Source organism: Demequina sp. NBRC 110056, from assembly GCF_002090155.1.
Classification (GTDB): Bacteria; Actinomycetota; Actinomycetes; order Actinomycetales; family Demequinaceae; genus Demequina.
Map to the genome: position 1 here is coordinate 535,397 of NZ_BBRM01000002.1, position 19,230 is coordinate 554,626.

Here is a 19,230-nt window from a genome sequence, read left to right on the forward strand (position 1 = left end):
GGCGCCAGCCTACGCGCGCGCGGGTGCGCCCAGGATCTCCTTGAGGAACACGCCCGTGTGGCTCGCCTCGACGTCCGCCACGTCCTCGGGACTGCCCTCGGCGACCACCATGCCACCGCCGGAGCCGCCCTCGGGACCCATGTCGATCACCCAGTCCGCGGACTTGATGACGTCGAGGTTGTGCTCGATGACGATCACCGTGTTCCCCTTCTCGACGAGGCCCTGGAGCACGCCGAGGAGCTTGCGGACGTCCTCGAAGTGCAGTCCCGTCGTCGGCTCGTCGAGCACGTAGATGGTGCGCCCGGTGGAGCGCCGCTGGAGCTCCGAAGCGAGCTTGACGCGCTGCGCCTCGCCGCCGGACAGCGTGGGCGCCGGCTGGCCGAGCCGCACGTACCCGAGCCCCACGTCGACGAGCGTGCGCAGGTGACGCGAGATGCCGGGGATCGCCTCGAAGAAGTCCGCCGCCTGCTCGATGGGCATGGCGAGCACGTCCGCGACGGTCTTGCCCTTGAAGTGCACCTCGAGGGTCTCGCGGTTGTAGCGGTCGCCCTTGCACACCTCGCACGGCACGTAGACGTCGGGCAGGAAGTTCATCTCGATCTTGAGCGTGCCGTCGCCGGAGCACGACTCGCAGCGTCCGCCCTTGACGTTGAAGGAGAACCGGCCCGGGCCGTAGCCGCGAACCTTCGCCTCGGTCGTCTCCGCGAAGAGCTTGCGAATCTTGTCCCACACGCCCGTGTAGGTCGCGGGGTTCGATCGCGGGGTGCGCCCGATGGGCCCCTGGTCGACGTGGACGATCTTGTCGAGCTGGTCGGTCCCGGTGATGCGGGTGTGGCGTCCGGCCACCTGGCGGGCGCCGTTGAGGGTGTTCGCGAGCGACGTGTAGAGGATCGAGTTCACGAGGGTCGACTTGCCCGAGCCGGACACGCCGGTCACCGCGGTGAGCACCCCGAGCGGGAAGCTCACGTCGATGTCCCGCAGGTTGTGCTCGCGCGCGCCGACCACGGTGATCTCGCGATCGGGGTCGGGGCGGCGGCGCTCCTCGGGCATCGGGATGGAGCGACGTCCGGCGACGTAGGCACCGGTGATGGACCGCTCGTTGGCGAGGAGGTCCTCGTAGGTGCCGGAGTGCACCACCTCTCCCCCGTGCTCGCCAGCGCCGGGGCCGATGTCGACCACCCAGTCCGCGGTGCGGATCGTGTCCTCGTCGTGCTCGACGACGATGAGCGTGTTGCCCAGGTCGCGCAGCCGCGTCAGGGTGTCGATGAGCCTGCGGTTGTCGCGCTGGTGCAGTCCGATGCTGGGCTCGTCGAGCACGTAGAGCACGCCCACGAGCCCCGAGCCGATCTGGGTGGCGAGGCGGATGCGCTGGGCCTCGCCGCCCGACAGGGTGCCCGCCGCGCGCGACAGCGTGAGGTAGTCGAGGCCGACGTCGAGCAGGAAGCCCAGTCGTGCGTCGATCTCCTTGAGGACCTGCACCGCGATCTGGCGCCCGCGCTCGTCGAGCTCCGCCGTGAGCAGGAAGTCGCGCGCCTGGGCGATCGACAGGTCGCACACCTCCGCGATCGAGCGGTCGCCGATGGTGACCGCGAGCACCTCAGGCTTGAGGCGAGCACCGGAGCACACGGGGCACGGCACCTCGCGCATGTAGGACTCGTACTTCTCTCGCGACCAGTCGGACTCGGTCTGCGAGTGCAGCCGCTCGATCCACGAGACGACGCCCTCGAAGCCGGTCGTGTACTGGCGCTCGCGCCCGAAGCGATTGCGGAACTTGACGTGGACCTCGTAGTCCTTGCCGACGAGGACGGCCTCCTGGATGGCGTCCGGCAGGTCCTCCCACGCGGTGTCCATGGAGAAGCCCAGGTCGTGCGCGAGGCCCGTGAGCATGCGGCTGAAGTACTCCGACGACGTCGAGGTGGTGGACCACGGGGCCACCGCGCCCTCGGCGAGGCTCAGCGCCGGGTCGGGCACCACCAGCTGTGGGTCGACCTCGAGGCGCACGCCGATGCCCGTGCACTCGGGGCAGGCGCCGTACGGCGCGTTGAAGGAGAACGTGCGAGGCTCGATCTCCTCGAGCGCGAGGACGTGGTCGTTGGGGCACGCACGCTTCTCGCTGTAGCGGCGCGCGGGCACGTCGCCGTCGACCGGGTCGATGAGCACGAGGCCATCGGCGAGGCGCAGCGCCGTCTCGACGGAGTCGGTCAGGCGCTGGCGGACGCCGTCGCGGGCCACCAGACGGTCCACGACCACCTCGATGTCGTGCTTGAGCTTCTTCTCCAGCTGCGGCGGATCCGTGAGCTGGACGGTCTCGCCGTCGACGCGGGCGCGGGCGAAGCCCTGCTGCTGGAGCTCCTCGAAGACGTCCGCGTACTCGCCCTTGCGACCGCGCACCACCGGCGCGAGAACCTGATAGCGCGTGCCCTCGGGCAGCGCGAGCACGGAGTCGACGATCTGCTGCGGGGTCTGGGCCTGGATGCGCTCGCCGCACACCGGGCAGTGCGGCGTGCCGACGCGCGCGTAGAGCAGGCGCAGGTAGTCGTAGACCTCGGTGATGGTGCCGACCGTCGAGCGCGGGTTGCGGTTGGTGGACTTCTGGTCGATCGACACGGCCGGCGACAGGCCCTCGATGAAGTCGACGTCGGGCTTGTCCATCTGCCCCAGGAACTGGCGTGCGTAGGCCGAGAGCGACTCGACGTAGCGGCGCTGCCCCTCCGCGAAGATGGTGTCGAAGGCCAGCGAGGACTTGCCCGAGCCTGACAGGCCCGAGAACACGATCAGCGCGTCGCGCGGGAGGTCGAGATCGACGCCCTTGAGGTTGTGCTCGCGGGCGCCCTGGACCAGCAGTCTGTCGTTCACACGGCAATGCTACGTGGATTCTCGTTCGAACGCATGTTCGAATGGGCGTGTCGTGCTCTCGATCGCCGTCGTCTCGCGGAGGTCGCTGGCAGGATGGCGCCATGACGACCTTCGCCATCGAGTACGCCTACGACGAGCGCTCGGCCGAGCGCGACGCCCACCGCCCCGCGCATCGGGCCTACCTCGCGGAGCAGGCCGCCGCCGGACGCATGCTCGCGTACGGCCGCTACGACGACGACGCGCCGCCGGGAGCGCTGCTGGTGTGCGAGGCGGCGACCGTCGCCGACGTCGAGGCGATCATCGCCGCTGACCCCTTCGTCACCGCCGGCCTGGTGGCGGAGCACCGCATCCGCATCTGGCCCGCCGTGTGGGGTCGTGGGCTCGAGGGTCGCCTGGCCGACTGAGGGCGCCGTGCGCCGCCGCAGGCGGAGCGCCGATGCGCTCGGGGCCGGCTCCCTGTGTCACCTGTGCGCAGGGAGCAGCGGGTCGCCCACACGCGCGCCTGGGCGGCACTCCACGGGGTGGGAACTGTGCCGCGCGGGCGCTCCGCAGTGCTCTCGCTCCGCGACCATTGATCGTCTGGACGCCCGTGCGGCCGACGCGCGCCGGGCCGTGACGTCAGTCGCGCTGGCGCTCGCCTGGTCGCGTTGTCAGTTGCGCCGGCGCTGCCCCGGTCGTGACGTCAGTCGCGCTGGCGCTCGCCCGATGACGGCGACGCGCCATCGGAGTCAGGAGCCCCGGCAGCGGTGCCTTCCGCGGCGGCGCCTTCGAGGGCCTCGCCGCGCTGCTCGGCGAGAGACTCGTCGAGGTCACCGCCGGTGCGCCGAGTGGCGACGAGGCTGGCGACGGTCGCGATCACGAGGATCACGAGGATCACCGTGAGCGACAGGCCGATCGACACCTCGGGCACGTGCAACGGCTCGCCATCGTTGATGAACGGCAGGTTGTTCTCGTGGAGCGCGTGCAGGACGAGCTTCACGCCGATGAACGCCAGGATGGCCGCGAGACCGTAGTGCAGGTACACGAGCCGCTGCAGCAGCCCCTGCACCAGGAAGTACAGCTGACGCAGTCCGAGCAGCGCGAAGGCGTTCGCGGTGAACACGATGAACGGGTCCTGCGTCAGGCCGAAGATCGCGGGGATCGAGTCGAGCGCGAACAGCACGTCCGTCGAGCCGATCGCGACCATGACGAGGAGCATCGGCGTGACCATGCGGCGGCCGGCCTCGCGGACCATGATCTTGCCTTCGCGGTAGCCGTCCGTCACCGGGTACAGGCGCCGCACGAGGCGCACGAGGCGCCCTTCCTCGTACTCCTCGGAGGCGTCGTCCTGCGACTCCTTCGCGAGGCCCCACGCGGTGTAGATCAGGAACGCGCCGAACACGTAGAACAGCGCCGAGAACGCATCGAGCGCCGCCGCGCCCGCGGCGATGAAGATCGCGCGCAGCACGAGCGCCACGGCGATGCCGACGAGCAGCACCCGTGAGCGGTACTTGGGCGGCACCGCGAAGCGCGTCATGATCACGAGGAACACGAAGAGGTTGTCGACGGACAGCGACTTCTCGGTGATGTAGCCCGCGAGGTACTCCATGGTCGGGAAGTCCTCGTGCCAGAAGTGCAGGAAGACGCCGAACAGGAGCGCGATGGCGATGTAGAAGATCGACCACCCCACCGACTCCTTGAAGGAGGGCTCGTGGGGCTTGCGGATCACCACGGCGAAGTCGAACACGAACAGCGCCACGATGAGCGCGATGGTCGAGGTCCAGACGTACGGATCAGTCACGCGGCAATCCTAGGCGCTGCCGGCATCGAGCATCTGCCGCAGCTCCTTCTTGAGCTCGCCGATCTCGTCGCGCAGGCGGGCGGCCAGCTCGAACTTCAGCTCGGCGGCCGCCTCGCGCATCTGAGCGGACAGATCCTCGATGAGCTCGCTGAGCTCCTCGGCCGGACGTCCCGCCATCGGCGAGGGCCCCGTGCGCCCACTCGAGCCGCCCTTGGTCGACCGTGCGGCGCGTTCGAGCGTGCTCGCGGTGTCCGCGTCCTCGCGGGCGAGCATCTCCGTGATGTCGCCGATGCGCTTGCGCAGCGGGGTCGGATCGATCCCGTTCTCGCGGTTGAACTCGACCTGCATGTCGCGACGACGGTTGGTCTCGTCGATCGCCGACGCCATCGAGTCCGTGATGGTGTCCGCGTACATGTGGACCTCACCGGACACGTTGCGCGCGGCGCGACCGATGGTCTGGATGAGGGACGTGCCCGAGCGGAGGAAGCCCTCTTTGTCGGCGTCGAGGATCGACACCAGCGACACCTCGGGAAGGTCGAGGCCCTCGCGCAGCAGGTTGATTCCGACGAGCACGTCGTAGCGGCCCATGCGCAGCTCTCGCAGGAGCTCCACGCGCCGCAGGGTGTCGACGTCGGAGTGGAGGTACTCCACCTGGACGTCGCGCTCCGCGAGGAACTCCGTGAGGTCCTCGGCCATCTTCTTGGTGAGGGTGGTGACGAGCACGCGCTCGTCACGCTCGACGCGCTGGCGGATCTGCTCGAGCAGGTCGTCGATCTGACCCTCGGTGGGCTTGACCACCACCTTCGGGTCGACCAGCCCGGTCGGCCGGATGATCTGCTCGACCACCCCATCGGATCGGCCGAGCTCGTACTGCCCCGGTGTCGCCGACAGGTACACCGTCTGGCCCACCCGCTCCTGGAACTCGCCCCACTTCAGGGGTCGGTTGTCCAACGCCGACGGCAGACGGAAGCCGTGCTCGACGAGGGTGCGCTTGCGGGACGTGTCGCCCTCGTACATCGCGCCGATCTGCGGCACCGTCACGTGGGACTCGTCGATGACGAGCAGGAAGTCGTCCGGGAAGTAGTCCAGCAAGGTGTGCGGCGGAGTGCCCGCCTCCCGCTGCTCGATGTGCCGGGAGTAGTTCTCGATGCCGCTGCACGTGCCGACGGATCGCATCATCTCCAGGTCGAACGTCGTGCGCATCTTGAGCCGCTGCGCCTCGAGCAGCTTGTTCTGCCGCTCGAGGTCCTGCAGCCGCTCCTCGAGCTCGAGCTCGATCGTGGAGATCGCGCGGTTCATGCGGTCCTCGGACGCCACGTAGTGCGAGGCCGGGAAGATGTGGACCTGCTCGCGCCGCTCGACCACGTCGCCCGTCAGCGGGTGCAGCGTGTAGAGCGCCTCGACCTCGTCGCCGAACATCTCGATGCGGATGGCGAGCTCCTCGTACACGGGGATGATCTCGACCGTGTCGCCGCGGACCCTGAACGTGCCGCGTGTGAAGGCGAGGTCGTTGCGCGAGTACTGCATCTGCACGAACTCGCGCAGGAGCGCATCCCGGTCGACCACGTCCCCCACGCCGAGGACGACCATGCCCTGGATGTACTCCTCGGGGGTGCCGAGGCCGTAGATGCACGACACCGAGGACACCACCACGACGTCGCGCCGGGTCAGCAGCGAGTTGGTCGCCGAGTACCGCAGCCTCTCGACCTCCTCGTTGATCGAGCTGTCCTTCTCGATGAAGGTGTCCGTCTGAGGCACGTACGCCTCAGGCTGGTAGTAGTCGTAGTAGCTGACGAAGTACTCGACCGCGTTGTGCGGAAGCAGCTCGCGGAACTCCGTCGCCAGCTGGGCCGCGAGAGTCTTGTTGTGGGCCATCACCAGGGTGGGCCGCTGCAGGCGCTCGACGAGCCACGCCGTCGTGGCCGACTTGCCCGTGCCGGTCGCGCCCAGCAGCACGACGTCCTGCTCCCCCGCCTGGATGCGCGCGGCGAGCTGGTCGATCGCCTTGGGCTGGTCGCCCGACGGCCGATACTCGGACACCACCTGGAACGGGGCGTCGCTGCGACGGAGGTCCTCGGTCATGGCTCTACGCTACGCGCCACCACCGACACCGGCTCACCCGCCGGCGGGAACGTGGAGAGCCCAGAACTCGTCCACCTGCTGCCGCAGCGCCTCGGCCTCTCCCGAGCCGTCGAGCACGACGTCGGCCATCGCCGCACGCACCTCGTCCGTCGCCTGCGAGGAGATCCTGGCGAGCGCATCGGCCCGCGTCATGCCGCGCGTCGCGACCATCCTCTCGACCCGCAGCTCGGCGTCCGCGGCGATGGTCACCACGAGGTCGTAGTCGTGGTCGCCGCCGGCCTCCGCGAGCAGCGGGATGTCGTGCACCACGACGTGCGCACCGTCGAGGCGGGCCTGGCGGTCCGCGGCCCGGGCCATCGCGAACACGTAGGGATGCACGATCGCGTCGAGCTGACGCCGTGCCGCGGGATCCCGGAACACGATCGCGGCCAGCGCGGGGCGGTCGAGGGCACCGTCCTTGACCGCGCGGTCACCGAACGCGCGCGCGATCTCGACGAGGCCGGCCGAGCCGGGCTCGACGGCGCGTCGGGCGAGCTGGTCGTGGTCGACGACCACGGCACCCAGCTCGGCGAAGCGAGCGGACGCCGTGGACTTGCCTGCGGCGATGCCGCCCGTGAGGCCGATGCGGAGCATGGGCGAAAGTCTCGCACCGGCGGCGCGCTCACGCCAAACCGCGTCAGGTGAGTCCAATCGCGCACCCGCCACGAACGTCACGCACGTCACGCACGCGACTTCGGACGATCGAGCGAGACCCGACGAGCGCATCGGCCCTCCGCGATGCCCCCGCACATGCGACAGGGCCGCGACCCCCAGAGGGGATCGCGGCCCTGTCGGTGCTGCGGTGCTTAGTTGCCCGTGAGCTTCTCGCGCAGAGCGGCGAGGCGCTCGTCCGAGGCGAGGGTGCCCGCGTCGGCCGGCTCGTCGTGCGAGGTGTACGACGCGCTCGCGTCGCCCTTGCCACGCTTGCGCGGGGCGGCGGCGCCTGCGGCCTCGGCCTCGGCGGCCTGCTCGTCCTGCTTCGAGACGAACTGCTTGTGGGCCTCCCAGCGCTCGTGCGCCTTCGCGTACTCCGCCTCCCAGGCCTCGCGCTGCTCGTCGAAGCCGTCGCGCCACTCCTGGGTCTCGGGGTCGAAGCCCTCGGGGTACTTGTAGTTGCCGGCCTCGTCGTACTCGGCGGTCATGCCGTACAGAGCGGGGTCGAAGTCCTCGCCCTCGGGGTCGACGCCCTCGTTGGCCTGCTTGATGGACAGCGAGATGCGGCGGCGCTCGAGGTCGATGTCGATGATCTTGACGAAGACCTCCTCGTCAGCCTGCACGACCTGCTCGGGCAGGTCGACGTGGCGGACGGCGAGCTCGGAGATGTGCACCAGGCCCTCGATGCCGTCGAAGACGCGCACGAACGCGCCGAACGGGACGAGCTTGGTGACCTTGCCCGGGACGATCTGGCCGATCGCGTGGGTGCGGGCGTAGACCTCCCACGGGTCCTCCTGCGTCGCCTTGAGCGACAGCGAGACGCGCTCGCGGTCCATGTCGATGTCGAGAACCTCGACCTCGACCTCCTGGCCCACGGAGACGACCTCGTTGGGGTGGTCGATGTGCTTCCACGACAGCTCGGAGACGTGCACGAGGCCGTCCACGCCGCCGAGGTCGACGAACGCACCGAAGTTGACGATCGACGACACGGTGCCCTTGCGGACCTGGCCGGGCTGCAGGGCGGTGAGGAAGCTCGAGCGCACCTCGGACTGGGTCTGCTCGAGGAAGGCACGGCGCGACAGGACCACGTTGTTGCGGTTCTTGTCGAGCTCGATGATCTTCGCCTCGATCTGCTGGCCGATGTACGGGCCGAGGTCGCGCACGCGGCGCATCTCGACGAGCGAGGCGGGGAGGAAGCCACGGAGGCCGATGTCCACGATGAGGCCACCCTTGACGACCTCGATCACGGAGCCGGTGACGACGCCGTCCTCGTCCTTGATCTTCTCGATCGAGCCCCAGGCGCGCTCGTACTGGGCACGCTTCTTCGACAGGATCAGACGACCCTCCTTGTCCTCCTTCTGGAGGACCAGGGCCTCGACGGTGTCGCCCACGGCGACGACGTCGTCGGGGTCGGCGTCGTGACGGATCGACAGCTCGCGGACGGGGATGACGCCCTCGGTCTTGTAGCCGATGTCGAGGAGGACCTCGTCACGGTCGACCTTGACGATGGTGCCCTCGACGAGGTCGCCGTCGTCGAAGTTCTTGATGGTCGCGTCAATCGCGGCGAGGAAGTCCTCACTCGAGCCGATGTCGTTGACTGCGATAGGGGTGGACTCGGGGGTGGATACGGACATTAAGGAGTGGCTCCGATGAATGGATGGATGAGAGATGTGTTGTGCTTGCTTGGACCCGCGCGCAGGCGCACGAGACCAACGATCATCCTACCTGCTGAGAGCTCTCAGCACAAAGCCGCCCTGGTGAGCGTCGGGGCGGGCCCTCAGGCGAGGTCCTCCTTGATGGACTGGATGATGTCCGTGGTGGACACCTCCGCCGTCCGCGGCAGGTACACGACCTCGCACAGCTCCTTGTAGTGGTCGAAGCGTCCCGCCCAGTCGTCACCCATCACGAGGACGTCGGCGCGGTGCTCCTTGATGTAGTCGCCCTTGAGCTCGAGAGACTCCTCGACGAACACCTCGTCGACGCATGCCAGCGAGCTCACGATCGCCATGCGGTGTTCCTCGCGGTACACCGGGTAGCGCTGCTTCTTGGAGAAGTTCAGCGCGTCCGAGGACACGCCCACGGTCAGGTGGTCGCCCAGCGACGCCGCACGCAGCAGCACGTTGACGTGGCCGATGTGGAACAGGTCGAAGGTTCCGAAGGTGAGCACTCGCGTCATGCGACAAGGGTAGCCGGGTTCATTCACCTGCTGTTCATGCGGGATAGGATTCCCGGGTGCCGAAGACCCTGACCCGCTCCTACCGCCGCACGCGAAACTTCGCTGCGCGTGCGGTTCGTGCGCTCCAGGACCGCACGATCGGACGCTGGTACTACGCACAGCTCCCTCTCGACCCCGACCTGGTGGTCTACACCTGCGTGTGGAACCGCGCTCCCCGCGGCAACCCGCTGGCGGTCTATCGCAAGCAGCTCGAGCTCGCCCCTCACCTGCGCGGCGTGTGGATCGTGCGCAAGCAGGACGTGGATCAGATCCCGGAAGGAATCGAGTACGTGACGCCGCGCACGCTCGACTACCTTCGCCTGATCTCGACCGCGACCTACTTCATCGACGACGCGAACCCGCACTGGAGCCTTCCGCCTCGTGACGGCCAGGTCTACGTCCAGACCCACCACGGCACCGCGCTCAAGTACATGGGCGCGGACCGCCACTATTCCGGCAAGCGGCCCACCGACGACACCATCGTCACGATGCACCGGCGCTGCCAGCGGTGGACCTACTCGCTCACGACGAGCCCCTACCTGACCGAGGTGTGGGAGCGCGCGTACAACAACGACTGCGTCCAGCTCGAGGTGGGCTTCCCCCGCAACGACGTGCTGTTCTCCGCAGGCGCCGATGCGCGGGCAGCGGCCCGTGCGCGCCTGGGACTGGGCGAGGACGAGCGTGCCGTCCTCTACATGCCCACGTGGCGGACCCGGCGCGGGCCCAAGGAGAAGGAGTTCGACCTCACGGCGTTCGCCGAGTCGCTCCCTGCCGGCACGCGGCTGCTGGTGCGCGACCACTACTACCACGACAAGCGTGGTCGCAAGGTGGTGCCCGAGCAGGTCATCGACGTCTCCAAGGGATGGGAGGTCGAGGACCTGTACGTCGCCTCGGACGCGCTCATCACGGACTACTCGTCCGCGATGTTCGACTATGCCCTGCTCGACAAGCCGATGGTCCTGTTCTGCTACGACTGGGACGACTACCGCTGGAGCCGGGGCGCGTACTTCGACATCACCGAGGATGCCCCGGGCCAGGTCGTCACGACCGCCGAGCAGCTCATCGTCGCGATGCGATCCGGCGCGTTCGAGTCCGCCGAGTACGCCGAGCGTCGCGCGTCGTTCCGCGACCGCTTCGCCACCTTCGAGGACGGCCGCGCCTCGGAGAAGGTCGTGCGGATCGCGCTGCTGGGCGAGGATCCCGCGCCTTTCGCCGGCCACGGCTACCCCGCCGAGCACCCCGCTGGTTGGACCACGCATCCCCGGGTCACCGTGCCCGCTGACCCGTCGCTCGAGCCACGCCTCGCGCCGCTCGGGCAGCCCTCGCCCGAGCGCTTCATCGCCGAGGCGGATCCCGCCGAGGTGGAGGGCGACTCCGACGAGTCGACGGACACCGAGCAGATCATGCTCCAGGGTGCGGCCAAGGACAGCGACGCGGCCTAGTCTCGCCGCGGCGTCGGCGGCGCGCTCACGCGCGCCCGGGACGCCCGAGGCGCCGCCGCGTCCGGGGCGTCAGAGGCCCCAGGCCGTCTCGAGCAGGTCCTCGGGCACGTACTTGGTCTTGCCAGCCATCACCGAGAAGTCGAGCATCTCGACGTGCTCGCCGCGCAACGCGGTGAAGGTGCCGTAGTTCTTCTCGAACGCCGCGTCGATCGCCGCGACGCCGAAGCGCGTGGCGAGCAGGCGGTCGGCTGCGGTCGGCACGCCGCCGCGCTGGACATAGCCGAGCGTCGTGAGGCGAGTCGGGAAACCCGTGACCCGCTCGATGGCGCGCGTGACCTGCGCGCCCACCTGGCCGGCGATGGGGTTGCCCTTCTCGTCGAGCGTGTCCGACGCGTCCCAGCCGCTGCCCTCGGCGGGCACGGCGCCTTCCGCGACGGCGACGATCGAGAAGTCCTTGTAGCGGTGACGGTGGCGGATCTTCTTGCCGATCTGCTCGATGTCGAACGGCGACTCGGGCGCGAGGATGATGTCCGCTCCGCCAGCGATGCCGGCAGTGACCGCGATCCAGCCGCAGTGGCGACCCATGAGCTCGACGACCATGACGCGGTTGTGCGACTCCGCGGTCGAGTGCAGGCGATCGATGGCCTCGGTGGCGATCGTCACGGCGGTGTCGAAGCCGATCGACGAGTCGGTGCCGACCACGTCGTTGTCGATGGTCTTGGGGATGCCGATGACCGGCACTCCGGACTTGTTGACCTTCGACGCCGCGCGCAGCGTGCCGTCCCCGCCGATGCAGATCAGCGCGTCCAGCTTCTCGTCCTCGACGGTCTGGTGGACCGCCTCGATGCCGCCGTCGACCTTGTGCGGGTGGCAGCGAGCGGTGCCGAGCATGGTGCCGCCATGAACGAGGATTCCGCTCACGTCGTCCCTGGTCAGCGGGACGGCGTCGCCGTTGATGACACCCTCCCAGCCGTTGCGGAAGCCCACGATGGACATGCCGTGCTCGGCGGTGCCGCGCTTGACGACGGCTCGGATGGCTGCATTCAGGCCGGGGCAGTCCCCGCCTCCGGTGAGGATTCCTACGCGCATGGCTCCAACTCTAGTGTCCGGCCGTGCGCCAGTTCGATCCCTCTCCGACGTGGACGTCGAGAGGCACGGACAGGTCGCCGGCAGCGTGCATCTGGTCGATCAGGATGGCCTCGACCGCCTGCGCCTCGCCGGGGGCGACCTCGACCACGAGCTCATCGTGCACCTGCAGCAGCTGCCGGGAGGCGAGACCTTGGTCCTCGAGAGCCCGATCGACGCCGAGCATGGCCTTCTTGATGAGGTCCGCCGCCGAGCCCTGGATCGGGGCGTTGAGCGCCACCCGCTCCGCGATGTCGCGGCGCTGGCGATTGGTCGACGTCAGGTCGGGGATGTAGCGGCGGCGCCCGAGGATCGTCTCGGTGTAGCCCACCTCGCGCGCCCGCTCGACCACGGTCTTGAGGTAGTCGCGAACGCCTCCGAAGCGAGCGAAGTAGTCGTCCATGAGCGCCTGCGCCTCGCCGACCGGCAGCGACAGCTGCCGCGCGAGGCCGAAGGACGACAGCCCATAGGCGAGCCCGTAGCTCATCGCCTTGACCTTCGAGCGCATCTCAGGGCTGACGTCGTCCGGCTCGACCCCGAACACGCGCGAGCCGACGAACCGGTGCAGGTCCTCCCCCGCCTTGAACGCCTCGATGAGGCCCTCGTCGCCGCTCAGGTGCGCCATGATGCGCATCTCGATCTGGCTGTAGTCGGCCGTCAGCAGAGTCTCGAAGCCCTCACCCACGACGAACGCCTCGCGGATGCGGTGACCCTCCTCGGTACGGATCGGGATGTTCTGAAGGTTGGGGTCCTTCGAGCTCAGGCGACCCGTCGACGCGACCACCTGCGAGAACGTCGTGTGGATGCGGCCGTCCTCGCGCACGGACTGGGCGAGCGTCTCGATGATCTGGCCGAGCTTGGTCGCGTCCCGGTGTGCCAGCAGCGCCTCGAGGAACGGGTGCGGGCTCTTCTCCTGCAGATCCGCGAGGGAGGCGGCGTCGGTGGAGTACCCGGTCTTGATCTTCTTGGTCTTGGGCATCCCGAGGCGGTCGAAGAGCACCTCTTGGAGCTGCTTGGGCGAGCCGAGGTTGACCTCGTCACCGCCGATGGCGTCGAACGCCTGCGACGCGGCCTGGTCGGCACGGCCGCGCGCGGCGTCCGCGAGCGATCCGAGGTGAGCGGAGTCGACGGCGATGCCGGCGTGCTCCATGCGCGCGAGCACCGCCATCAGCGGGATCTCCACGTCCCGGTACAGGTCGGTCATGCCTCGCCTGTCGACCTCGGCGTCCAGCTCTGCGGCGAGCCGCGCGACGTGCGCTGCCGTGGAGCCCGCCGCCTCCGCGGCGCTGTCGTCGAGGCCGAGGTCGAGCTGGCCGCCGCTCGAGCCGCCGGCGACCGTGATGCCCAGGTACCGCTGCAGCACAGAGTCGAGGTCGAAGCCGCGCTGATCGGCGTTCACGAGGAACGCAGCGATCTGCGTGTCGCCGATGACTCCGCGCAGGTCGATGCCCCGCGAGGCGAGGCTGTGCCACGCGTCCTTCGCCGCGTGCAACGTCTTCTCGACCCCCTCGTCCTCGAGCCAGGCGCGCAGGCTGGCGTCCTGCGCGGCGTCGAGCGCTGTGAGGTCGATCCCCCACGCCTCGTCCCCGGCGGCGACGCCGATGGCCCAGGCGTCGGCATCGGCGCCGATGCGCCCGTCGACATGGAGGGTGACGGGCCCCTCGAGGGCGGCGACGGCCTCGACCGCGCCGTCGACGACGACCGTCACCTCGGCGGGCTCCTCGGGGGCACCCTCGGTCGAGTCACCCGCGGCGAACGGCAGCAGGCGGTCGCGCAGGGTGCGGAACTGCAGCGCGTCGCAGACCTGGTGGATCGCCGCGGCGTCAGCGCCCACGTACTCGAGGTCGTCGAGGGTCTGCGGGACCTCGAGATCGGTCAGGAGGTGGTTCAGCTCACGATTCAGCCGGACCTGATCGAGGTGGTCCCGCAGGCTCTGCCCCGCCTTGCCGGGGACATCGTCCGCGGCCTCGAGGATCTCCGGGAGGCCGCCGTAGACGCCGATCCACTTCGCCGCCGTCTTCGGGCCGACCCCTGGCACGCCGGGAAGGTTGTCGCTGGTCTCGCCCACGAGCGCGGCGAGATCCGGGTACTGGCCGGGGCGAACGCCGTACTTCTCCTCGACCGACTCGGGCGTGAAGTGCACCAGGTCGGACACGCCCTTGCGGGGGTAGAGCAGCGTGACCTCGTCGGTCACGAGCTGGATGGTGTCCCTGTCCCCCGACACGACCAGCACGCGCATGCCCGCCTCGCGGCCCATCCGGGCATACGTCGCGAGGAGGTCGTCGGCCTCGTAGCGCTCCTTGTCCACGGCGGCGACGCCCATCGCGTCGAGCACCTCGCGGATCAGCGGAACCTGCGGTTCGAACTCCGGCGGCGTCTCGTCGCGAGTGCCCTTGTAGCTGGGAAGTCGCTCGGTGCGGAACGTGCCGCCGGGCAGGTCGAACGCGACCGCGACGTGCGTGGGCTGCTGCTCCCTCATGAGGGTCGCCAGCATCGTCGTGAAGCCATACACCGCGTTGGTCGGGACGCCCGTGGACGTCGCGAAGTTCTCCACCGGAAGCCCGAAGAAGGCACGGAAAGCCATCGACAATCCGTCGATCAGCAGCAGTGTTGGCTGGTCTTTGTCGCTCACTGTGCCAACCTATCTCCTATGGCCGACATCGACGATGTGTCGCTCGCGCAGCTTCAAGCGGGCACCCTGATGGAGCGCATGGGCATCACGGTGGGGGCCGTGACCGCCGAGCGCGCCGTCGGATCCATGCCCGTGGAGGGCAACACCCAGCCCTACGGGCTGCTCCACGGAGGCGCATCGGCCGTGCTCGCCGAGACCCTCGGCTCGTACGCGGCCATGGCCCACGCTCAGCCAGACGGCATCGCCGTCGGCGTGGACCTGTCCATCACGCACCACCGAGCCGTGCGCGAGGGCACGGTCCGGGGAGAGGCGACGGCGCTGCATCGTGGCCGCACCGTCGCCAGCTACGCCATCACCATCGAGGACGAATCGGGCAGACCCGTCGCAACGGCGCGACTGACCTGCGCGATTCGTCAACGCGCCGAGACATGACCGAAACATGGCGCGCGTATGGTGATGACATCCTGACCTGGAGGGGATCCTTGACGAAGAGAATCGACCGGCGTGCCATCATGCGCGCCTTGATCGTGTTCGCCGTCGCCGCGCTCGCCGTGACCCTCGTCTCGTCCGTAGGCACCAGTGCCTTCGCCGAGACGTCGGACACCGCGACCATCGCGGCATCGAGCAGCACCGTCCATGCCGACGTGGAGACGACAGACGCCGAGATCACGGTGGATGAGTCCTCCGGCCCCGGCACCAACCGCGTGGCGCAGAACGTGTTCAACGGGCTGGTGTTCGGCCTGCTGCTCGCGCTGGCGTCCGTGGGCTTGTCGCTCATCTACGGCACGACAGGGCTGAGCAACTTCGCGCATGGAGAGCAGGTCTCGCTCGGCGCGATGCTCGCGTACTTCTTCGCGACCCAGCAGCCCGTCTCCATCCCGCTCACGCCGTGGGAGTTCGTGATCGGCTGGCCGCTGTGGCTCGCGTCGATCGCGGCCATCATCGTCGCTGGCGGCACCGGCTGGCTGCAGGACCGCTTCCTGTGGTCCAAGCTGCGCAAGCGCAACGTCAAGATCGTGCAGCAGATGATCGTGTCGATCGGTCTGTCGCTGGCGATGCTGAACCTGCTGCAGTGGTGGATCGGGCCCGACCGTGTGCGCGTGTCCATCGCCATCGAGGAGCGCCACCAGTTCGGTCCCATCCAGCTGGGCAGCACGACCGCCATGTCGATCGGGATCTCGATCGCCGTCCTGCTGGGCGTGGGCTACTTCCTGCTGCGCACCCGCCTGGGTCGCGCGACGCGCGCCGTGTCGGACAACCCGTCCCTCGCGTCGGCGTCGGGCATCAAGGTGGACGGCATCATCCGCCTCGTGTGGGTCATGGCGACCAGCCTCGCGGCGCTCGGCGGCATCCTGATGGCGTTCTACGACTCGGGCACCAAGTTCGACGTCGGCGCGCGCCTGCTGCTGCTGATGTTCGCCGCGGTGACGCTCGGCGGCCTCGGCCAGCCCTTCGGCGCCCTCGTCGGCTCGCTCGTCATCGGTGTCGTGGTCGAGACCTCGACGCTGTGGCTCGGGCCCGACCTGAAGTACGCGACCGCCCTCGGCATCCTCATCATCGTGCTCCTGGTGAGACCGCAAGGAATCCTCGGACGAGCGGAAAGGGTGGGCTAGCTCATGGACCTCATCTACGACCTGCTGCGCGAGGCCATCGCGCCCACCACGGCTGCGTTCGCGCTGGCCGCCATCGGCCTGAACTTCCACTTCGGCCTCACGGGACTGCTGAACATGGGTCAGGCGGGCTTCATGCTCCTGGGCATGTACGGCTACGCCATCGTCGTCCGCGAGGGCGGGCCCATCTGGCTCGGCATCCTCGCGGCCATCGCCGCAGCGGCTGTGTTCGGACTGCTGTTGGGCTGGCCGACGCTGAAGCTCAGAGGCGACTATCTCGCCATCGTGACGATCGCCGCGGCGGAGATGATCCGCTATCTCGGCAGATCCCAGAACCTCAACGCGCTCACGGGCGCCTCGACAGGCATCCGCGGGTCCGACTTCAAGGGCTCGTTCGAGATGCTCTCGCCGTTCCCCGACGAGCAGGTCACCATCTGGGTCTGGACGTTCCACGGGACGCGTTCCACCTCGTGGTGGCTGCTGCTCGTGGGGTGGGCGCTCGTCGCCCTGTTCCTGCTCATGTTCTGGCGACTGTCGAAGTCCCCCTGGGGCCGCGTGCTCAAGGGCATCCGCGAGGACGAGGACGCCGTGCGCTCGCTCGGCAAGAACGTGTACTCGTACAAGATGCAGGCACTCGTCATCGGCGGTGTGATCGGCGCGATCGCCGGCATCGTGTGGGCGCTCGGAGCCTCCGTGCAGCCCGACTCGATGGGACGCCCGACGACGTTCTGGATCTGGACGCTCCTGCTGCTCGGTGGAGCCGCGACGGTCTTCGGACCCGTGCTCGGCTCGATCCTGTTCTGGTGCTCGCTCGTGCTCGTGAAGGGACTGGCGTCCCTGCTGATCCCCGAGTCCGTGCTCAGCACCCAGGAGCTCGAGCCGTTCTCGCTCATGCTGGTGGGCATCGCCCTGATGTGCCTGGTGATCTTCAGGCCACAGGGAGTCCTCGGCGACAAGAAGGAGTTGGCCTTCAATGACTGATGACATGTTCGCTGACGTGAAGCACGAGCCGGGCGCATCCAAGCCCGACCCGATCGTCGTCGCCGACAAGGTGCACCGCCACTTCGGCGGCCTCACGGCCGTCGACGTGGAGCACTTCGAGGTCCAGCGCGGCGCCATCACGGCGCTCATCGGGCCCAACGGCGCCGGCAAGTCGACGTTCTTCAACCTGCTGACGGGCTTCGACAAGCCTCAGACGGGCGACTGGCTGTTCAACGGCCACTCGCTCAAGGGCGTCTCCCCTGCCAAGGTGGCGCGTGCGGGCAAGGTCCGCACGTTCCAGCTCACCAAGGCGCTGAGCCGCATGACGGTGCTCGAGAACATGCGCCTGGGCGCCTCTGACCAGAAGGGTGAGAACTTCTTCTACGCGTTCGCGAAGCCCCTGTGGGCCGACCGCGAGGAGGAGATCACCGCTCGGGCGCACGTCCTGCTCAAGCGCTTCAAGCTCTACGAGAAGAAGGACGACTACGCGGGCTCGCTGTCCGGCGGACAGCGCAAGCTGCTCGAGATGGCGCGCGCGCTGATGTCGGAGCCCGAGATGGTGATGCTCGACGAGCCCATGGCGGGCGTCAACCCGGCGCTCACCGAGTCGCTGCTCGACCACATCGTCGAGCTCAAGCAGGAGGGCGTCACCGTGCTGTTCGTCGAGCACGACATGCACATGGTGCGCCGCATCTCCGACTGGGTCGTCGTCATGGCCGAGGGCAAGATCATCGCCGAGGGCCCGCCCAGCACCGTCATGCAGAACGAGCAGGTGCAGGCGGCCTACCTCGGCTCGCATCACGATGAGGATCTATCGGAGTTGCCCAGCGCGGACGAGCTCCACGAGGAGGCTTCCGAATGACCGACGCTGCACCCGTGCTCGTCGCCGACGACATCTTCGCCGGGTACCTTCCCGGGGTCGACATCCTCAACGGCTGCTCGATGACCGTTGCCGAGGGCGAGCTCATCGGCATCATCGGCCCCAACGGCGCCGGCAAGTCCACGTTCCTCAAGGCGCTGTTCGGGCTCGTCCCGATCCGCGAGGGATCCGTCACGCTCGGCGGGGAGGACATCACCAACAAGCGTGCGGACGAGCTGGTCCGCATGGGCGTGGGGTTCGTCCCGCAGACCAACAACGTGTTCCCGTCGCTGACCATCAAGGAGAACCTCGAGATGGGCGCCTACCAGGCTCCCAAGGGGTTCCAGCAGCAGTTCGACCGGGTCATGGACCTGTTCCCTGACCTGGCGAGCCGTCACCACCAGCGCGCTGGATCGCTGTCCGGTGGCGAGCGGCAGATGGTCGCGATGGCGCGAGCCCTCATGATGGATCCGAAGGTGCTGCTCCTCGACGAGCCGTCCGCCGGACTCTCGCCCGTGCGCCAGGACGAGACCTTCGTCCGCACGCGCGACATCAACAAGACGGGCGTCACGGTCATCATGGTCGAGCAGAACGCGCGCCGCTGCCTGCAGATCTGCGACCGCGGCTACGTCCTCGACCAGGGTCGTTCGGCGTACACGTCGACCGGTCAGGAGCTGCTCAAGGACCCCAAGGTCATCGAGCTGTACCTGGGAACCCTGGGCGCCTGAGCCTAGCGCTGAGCCCCCGTCGGTGCATCCGGCGGGGGCTCAGTCATGCGCCCGGACGTCCCCCGGTGCGGTTCCCACGGGCGGCTGCCGGATCGTTCCGTGAGGACCGGTCCTCACGACCAGTTCTCACGGATGGATCGCCGATGCGTCCGTGACGACGAGCACTGCGCCTGTCGCCCGGATATCAGCGCGCCTTCACGGCCCACGAACTCGTCGAGATCAGTGCG

15 protein-coding genes are annotated in these 19,230 nt (G+C 68.7%); 7 read left to right on the plus strand and 8 right to left on the minus strand.

Features of this window, described 5'->3' with window-relative positions; all coding sequences use genetic code 11:
• Nucleotides 1-9: 9 nt before the first annotated feature.
• Complete coding sequence (gene uvrA, locus B7K25_RS02515) at nt 10-2,856, minus strand: excinuclease ABC subunit UvrA (RefSeq protein WP_084103906.1); 2,847 nt, start codon at nt 2,854-2,856, stop codon at nt 10-12.
• A 101-nt stretch (nt 2,857-2,957) separates the two neighbouring features.
• Here uvrA and B7K25_RS02520 point away from each other — a divergent pair, with 101 nt between their 5' ends.
• Nucleotides 2,958-3,260, plus strand: a complete 303-nt coding sequence (locus tag B7K25_RS02520; RefSeq protein ID WP_084103908.1) for a YciI family protein — start codon at nt 2,958-2,960, stop codon at nt 3,258-3,260.
• Between the two features lie 278 nt (nt 3,261-3,538).
• Here the strand turns inward: B7K25_RS02520 and B7K25_RS02525 are convergent, their stop codons facing one another.
• The 5 genes from B7K25_RS02525 to B7K25_RS02545 form a co-directional block, all read right to left on the minus strand.
• Entirely contained in the window at nt 3,539-4,636 is a 1,098-nt protein-coding gene (locus B7K25_RS02525; protein ID WP_084103910.1) for a TerC family protein, read from the minus strand.
• Between the two features lie 9 nt (nt 4,637-4,645).
• Nucleotides 4,646-6,718 (minus strand): excinuclease ABC subunit UvrB, encoded by a 2,073-nt coding sequence (gene uvrB / locus B7K25_RS02530; RefSeq protein WP_084103912.1) that lies wholly within the window; start codon nt 6,716-6,718, stop codon nt 4,646-4,648.
• A gap of 33 nt (nt 6,719-6,751) precedes the next feature.
• Nucleotides 6,752-7,351: a dephospho-CoA kinase gene (gene coaE, locus B7K25_RS02535; protein WP_084103914.1), complete on the minus strand. Its 600-nt coding sequence runs from the start codon at nt 7,349-7,351 to the stop codon at nt 6,752-6,754.
• 212 nt (nt 7,352-7,563) lie between these two features.
• Nucleotides 7,564-9,045, minus strand: a complete 1,482-nt coding sequence (gene rpsA / locus B7K25_RS02540; RefSeq protein WP_084103916.1) for a 30S ribosomal protein S1 — start codon at nt 9,043-9,045, stop codon at nt 7,564-7,566.
• 143 nt (nt 9,046-9,188) lie between these two features.
• Nucleotides 9,189-9,587, minus strand: a complete 399-nt coding sequence (locus B7K25_RS02545; protein ID WP_084103918.1) for an adenylyltransferase/cytidyltransferase family protein — start codon at nt 9,585-9,587, stop codon at nt 9,189-9,191.
• Nucleotides 9,588-9,643: 56 nt separating this feature from the next.
• Here B7K25_RS02545 and B7K25_RS02550 point away from each other — a divergent pair, with 56 nt between their 5' ends.
• Nucleotides 9,644-11,068, plus strand: a complete 1,425-nt coding sequence (locus B7K25_RS02550) for a CDP-glycerol glycerophosphotransferase family protein (protein WP_084103919.1) — start codon at nt 9,644-9,646, stop codon at nt 11,066-11,068.
• A 69-nt stretch (nt 11,069-11,137) separates the two neighbouring features.
• Here B7K25_RS02550 and B7K25_RS02555 read toward each other — a convergent pair whose 3' ends face one another.
• Nucleotides 11,138-12,157, minus strand: coding sequence for a 6-phosphofructokinase (locus tag B7K25_RS02555; protein ID WP_084103920.1), 1,020 nt, complete (start codon nt 12,155-12,157; stop codon nt 11,138-11,140).
• Nucleotides 12,158-12,167: 10 nt separating this feature from the next.
• A complete protein-coding gene (gene polA / locus B7K25_RS02560; RefSeq protein WP_255376117.1) occupies nt 12,168-14,825 on the minus strand; it encodes a DNA polymerase I in 2,658 nt (885 codons plus the stop codon).
• 18 nt (nt 14,826-14,843) lie between these two features.
• On the opposite strand from polA, the gene B7K25_RS02565 reads away from it, so the two are divergent.
• From B7K25_RS02565 to B7K25_RS02585, 5 genes are read left to right on the plus strand one after another with little or no spacing between them, the layout of a single operon-like run.
• Nucleotides 14,844-15,257, plus strand: coding sequence for a PaaI family thioesterase (locus B7K25_RS02565; protein ID WP_084103922.1), 414 nt, complete (start codon nt 14,844-14,846; stop codon nt 15,255-15,257).
• 50 nt (nt 15,258-15,307) lie between these two features.
• Nucleotides 15,308-16,438, plus strand: a complete 1,131-nt coding sequence (locus B7K25_RS02570) for a branched-chain amino acid ABC transporter permease (RefSeq protein WP_234988043.1) — start codon at nt 15,308-15,310, stop codon at nt 16,436-16,438.
• 3 nt (nt 16,439-16,441) lie between these two features.
• Nucleotides 16,442-17,416, plus strand: a complete 975-nt coding sequence (locus tag B7K25_RS02575; RefSeq protein WP_084103924.1) for a branched-chain amino acid ABC transporter permease — start codon at nt 16,442-16,444, stop codon at nt 17,414-17,416.
• A complete protein-coding gene (locus tag B7K25_RS02580) occupies nt 17,409-18,278 on the plus strand; it encodes an ABC transporter ATP-binding protein (RefSeq protein WP_084103925.1) in 870 nt (289 codons plus the stop codon). The genes B7K25_RS02575 and B7K25_RS02580 overlap by 8 nt, the downstream gene beginning before the upstream one ends.
• Complete coding sequence (locus B7K25_RS02585; protein ID WP_084103926.1) at nt 18,275-19,003, plus strand: ABC transporter ATP-binding protein; 729 nt, start codon at nt 18,275-18,277, stop codon at nt 19,001-19,003. Before B7K25_RS02580 ends, B7K25_RS02585 begins: the two co-directional genes overlap by 4 nt.
• Nucleotides 19,004-19,230 lie beyond the last annotated feature (227 nt).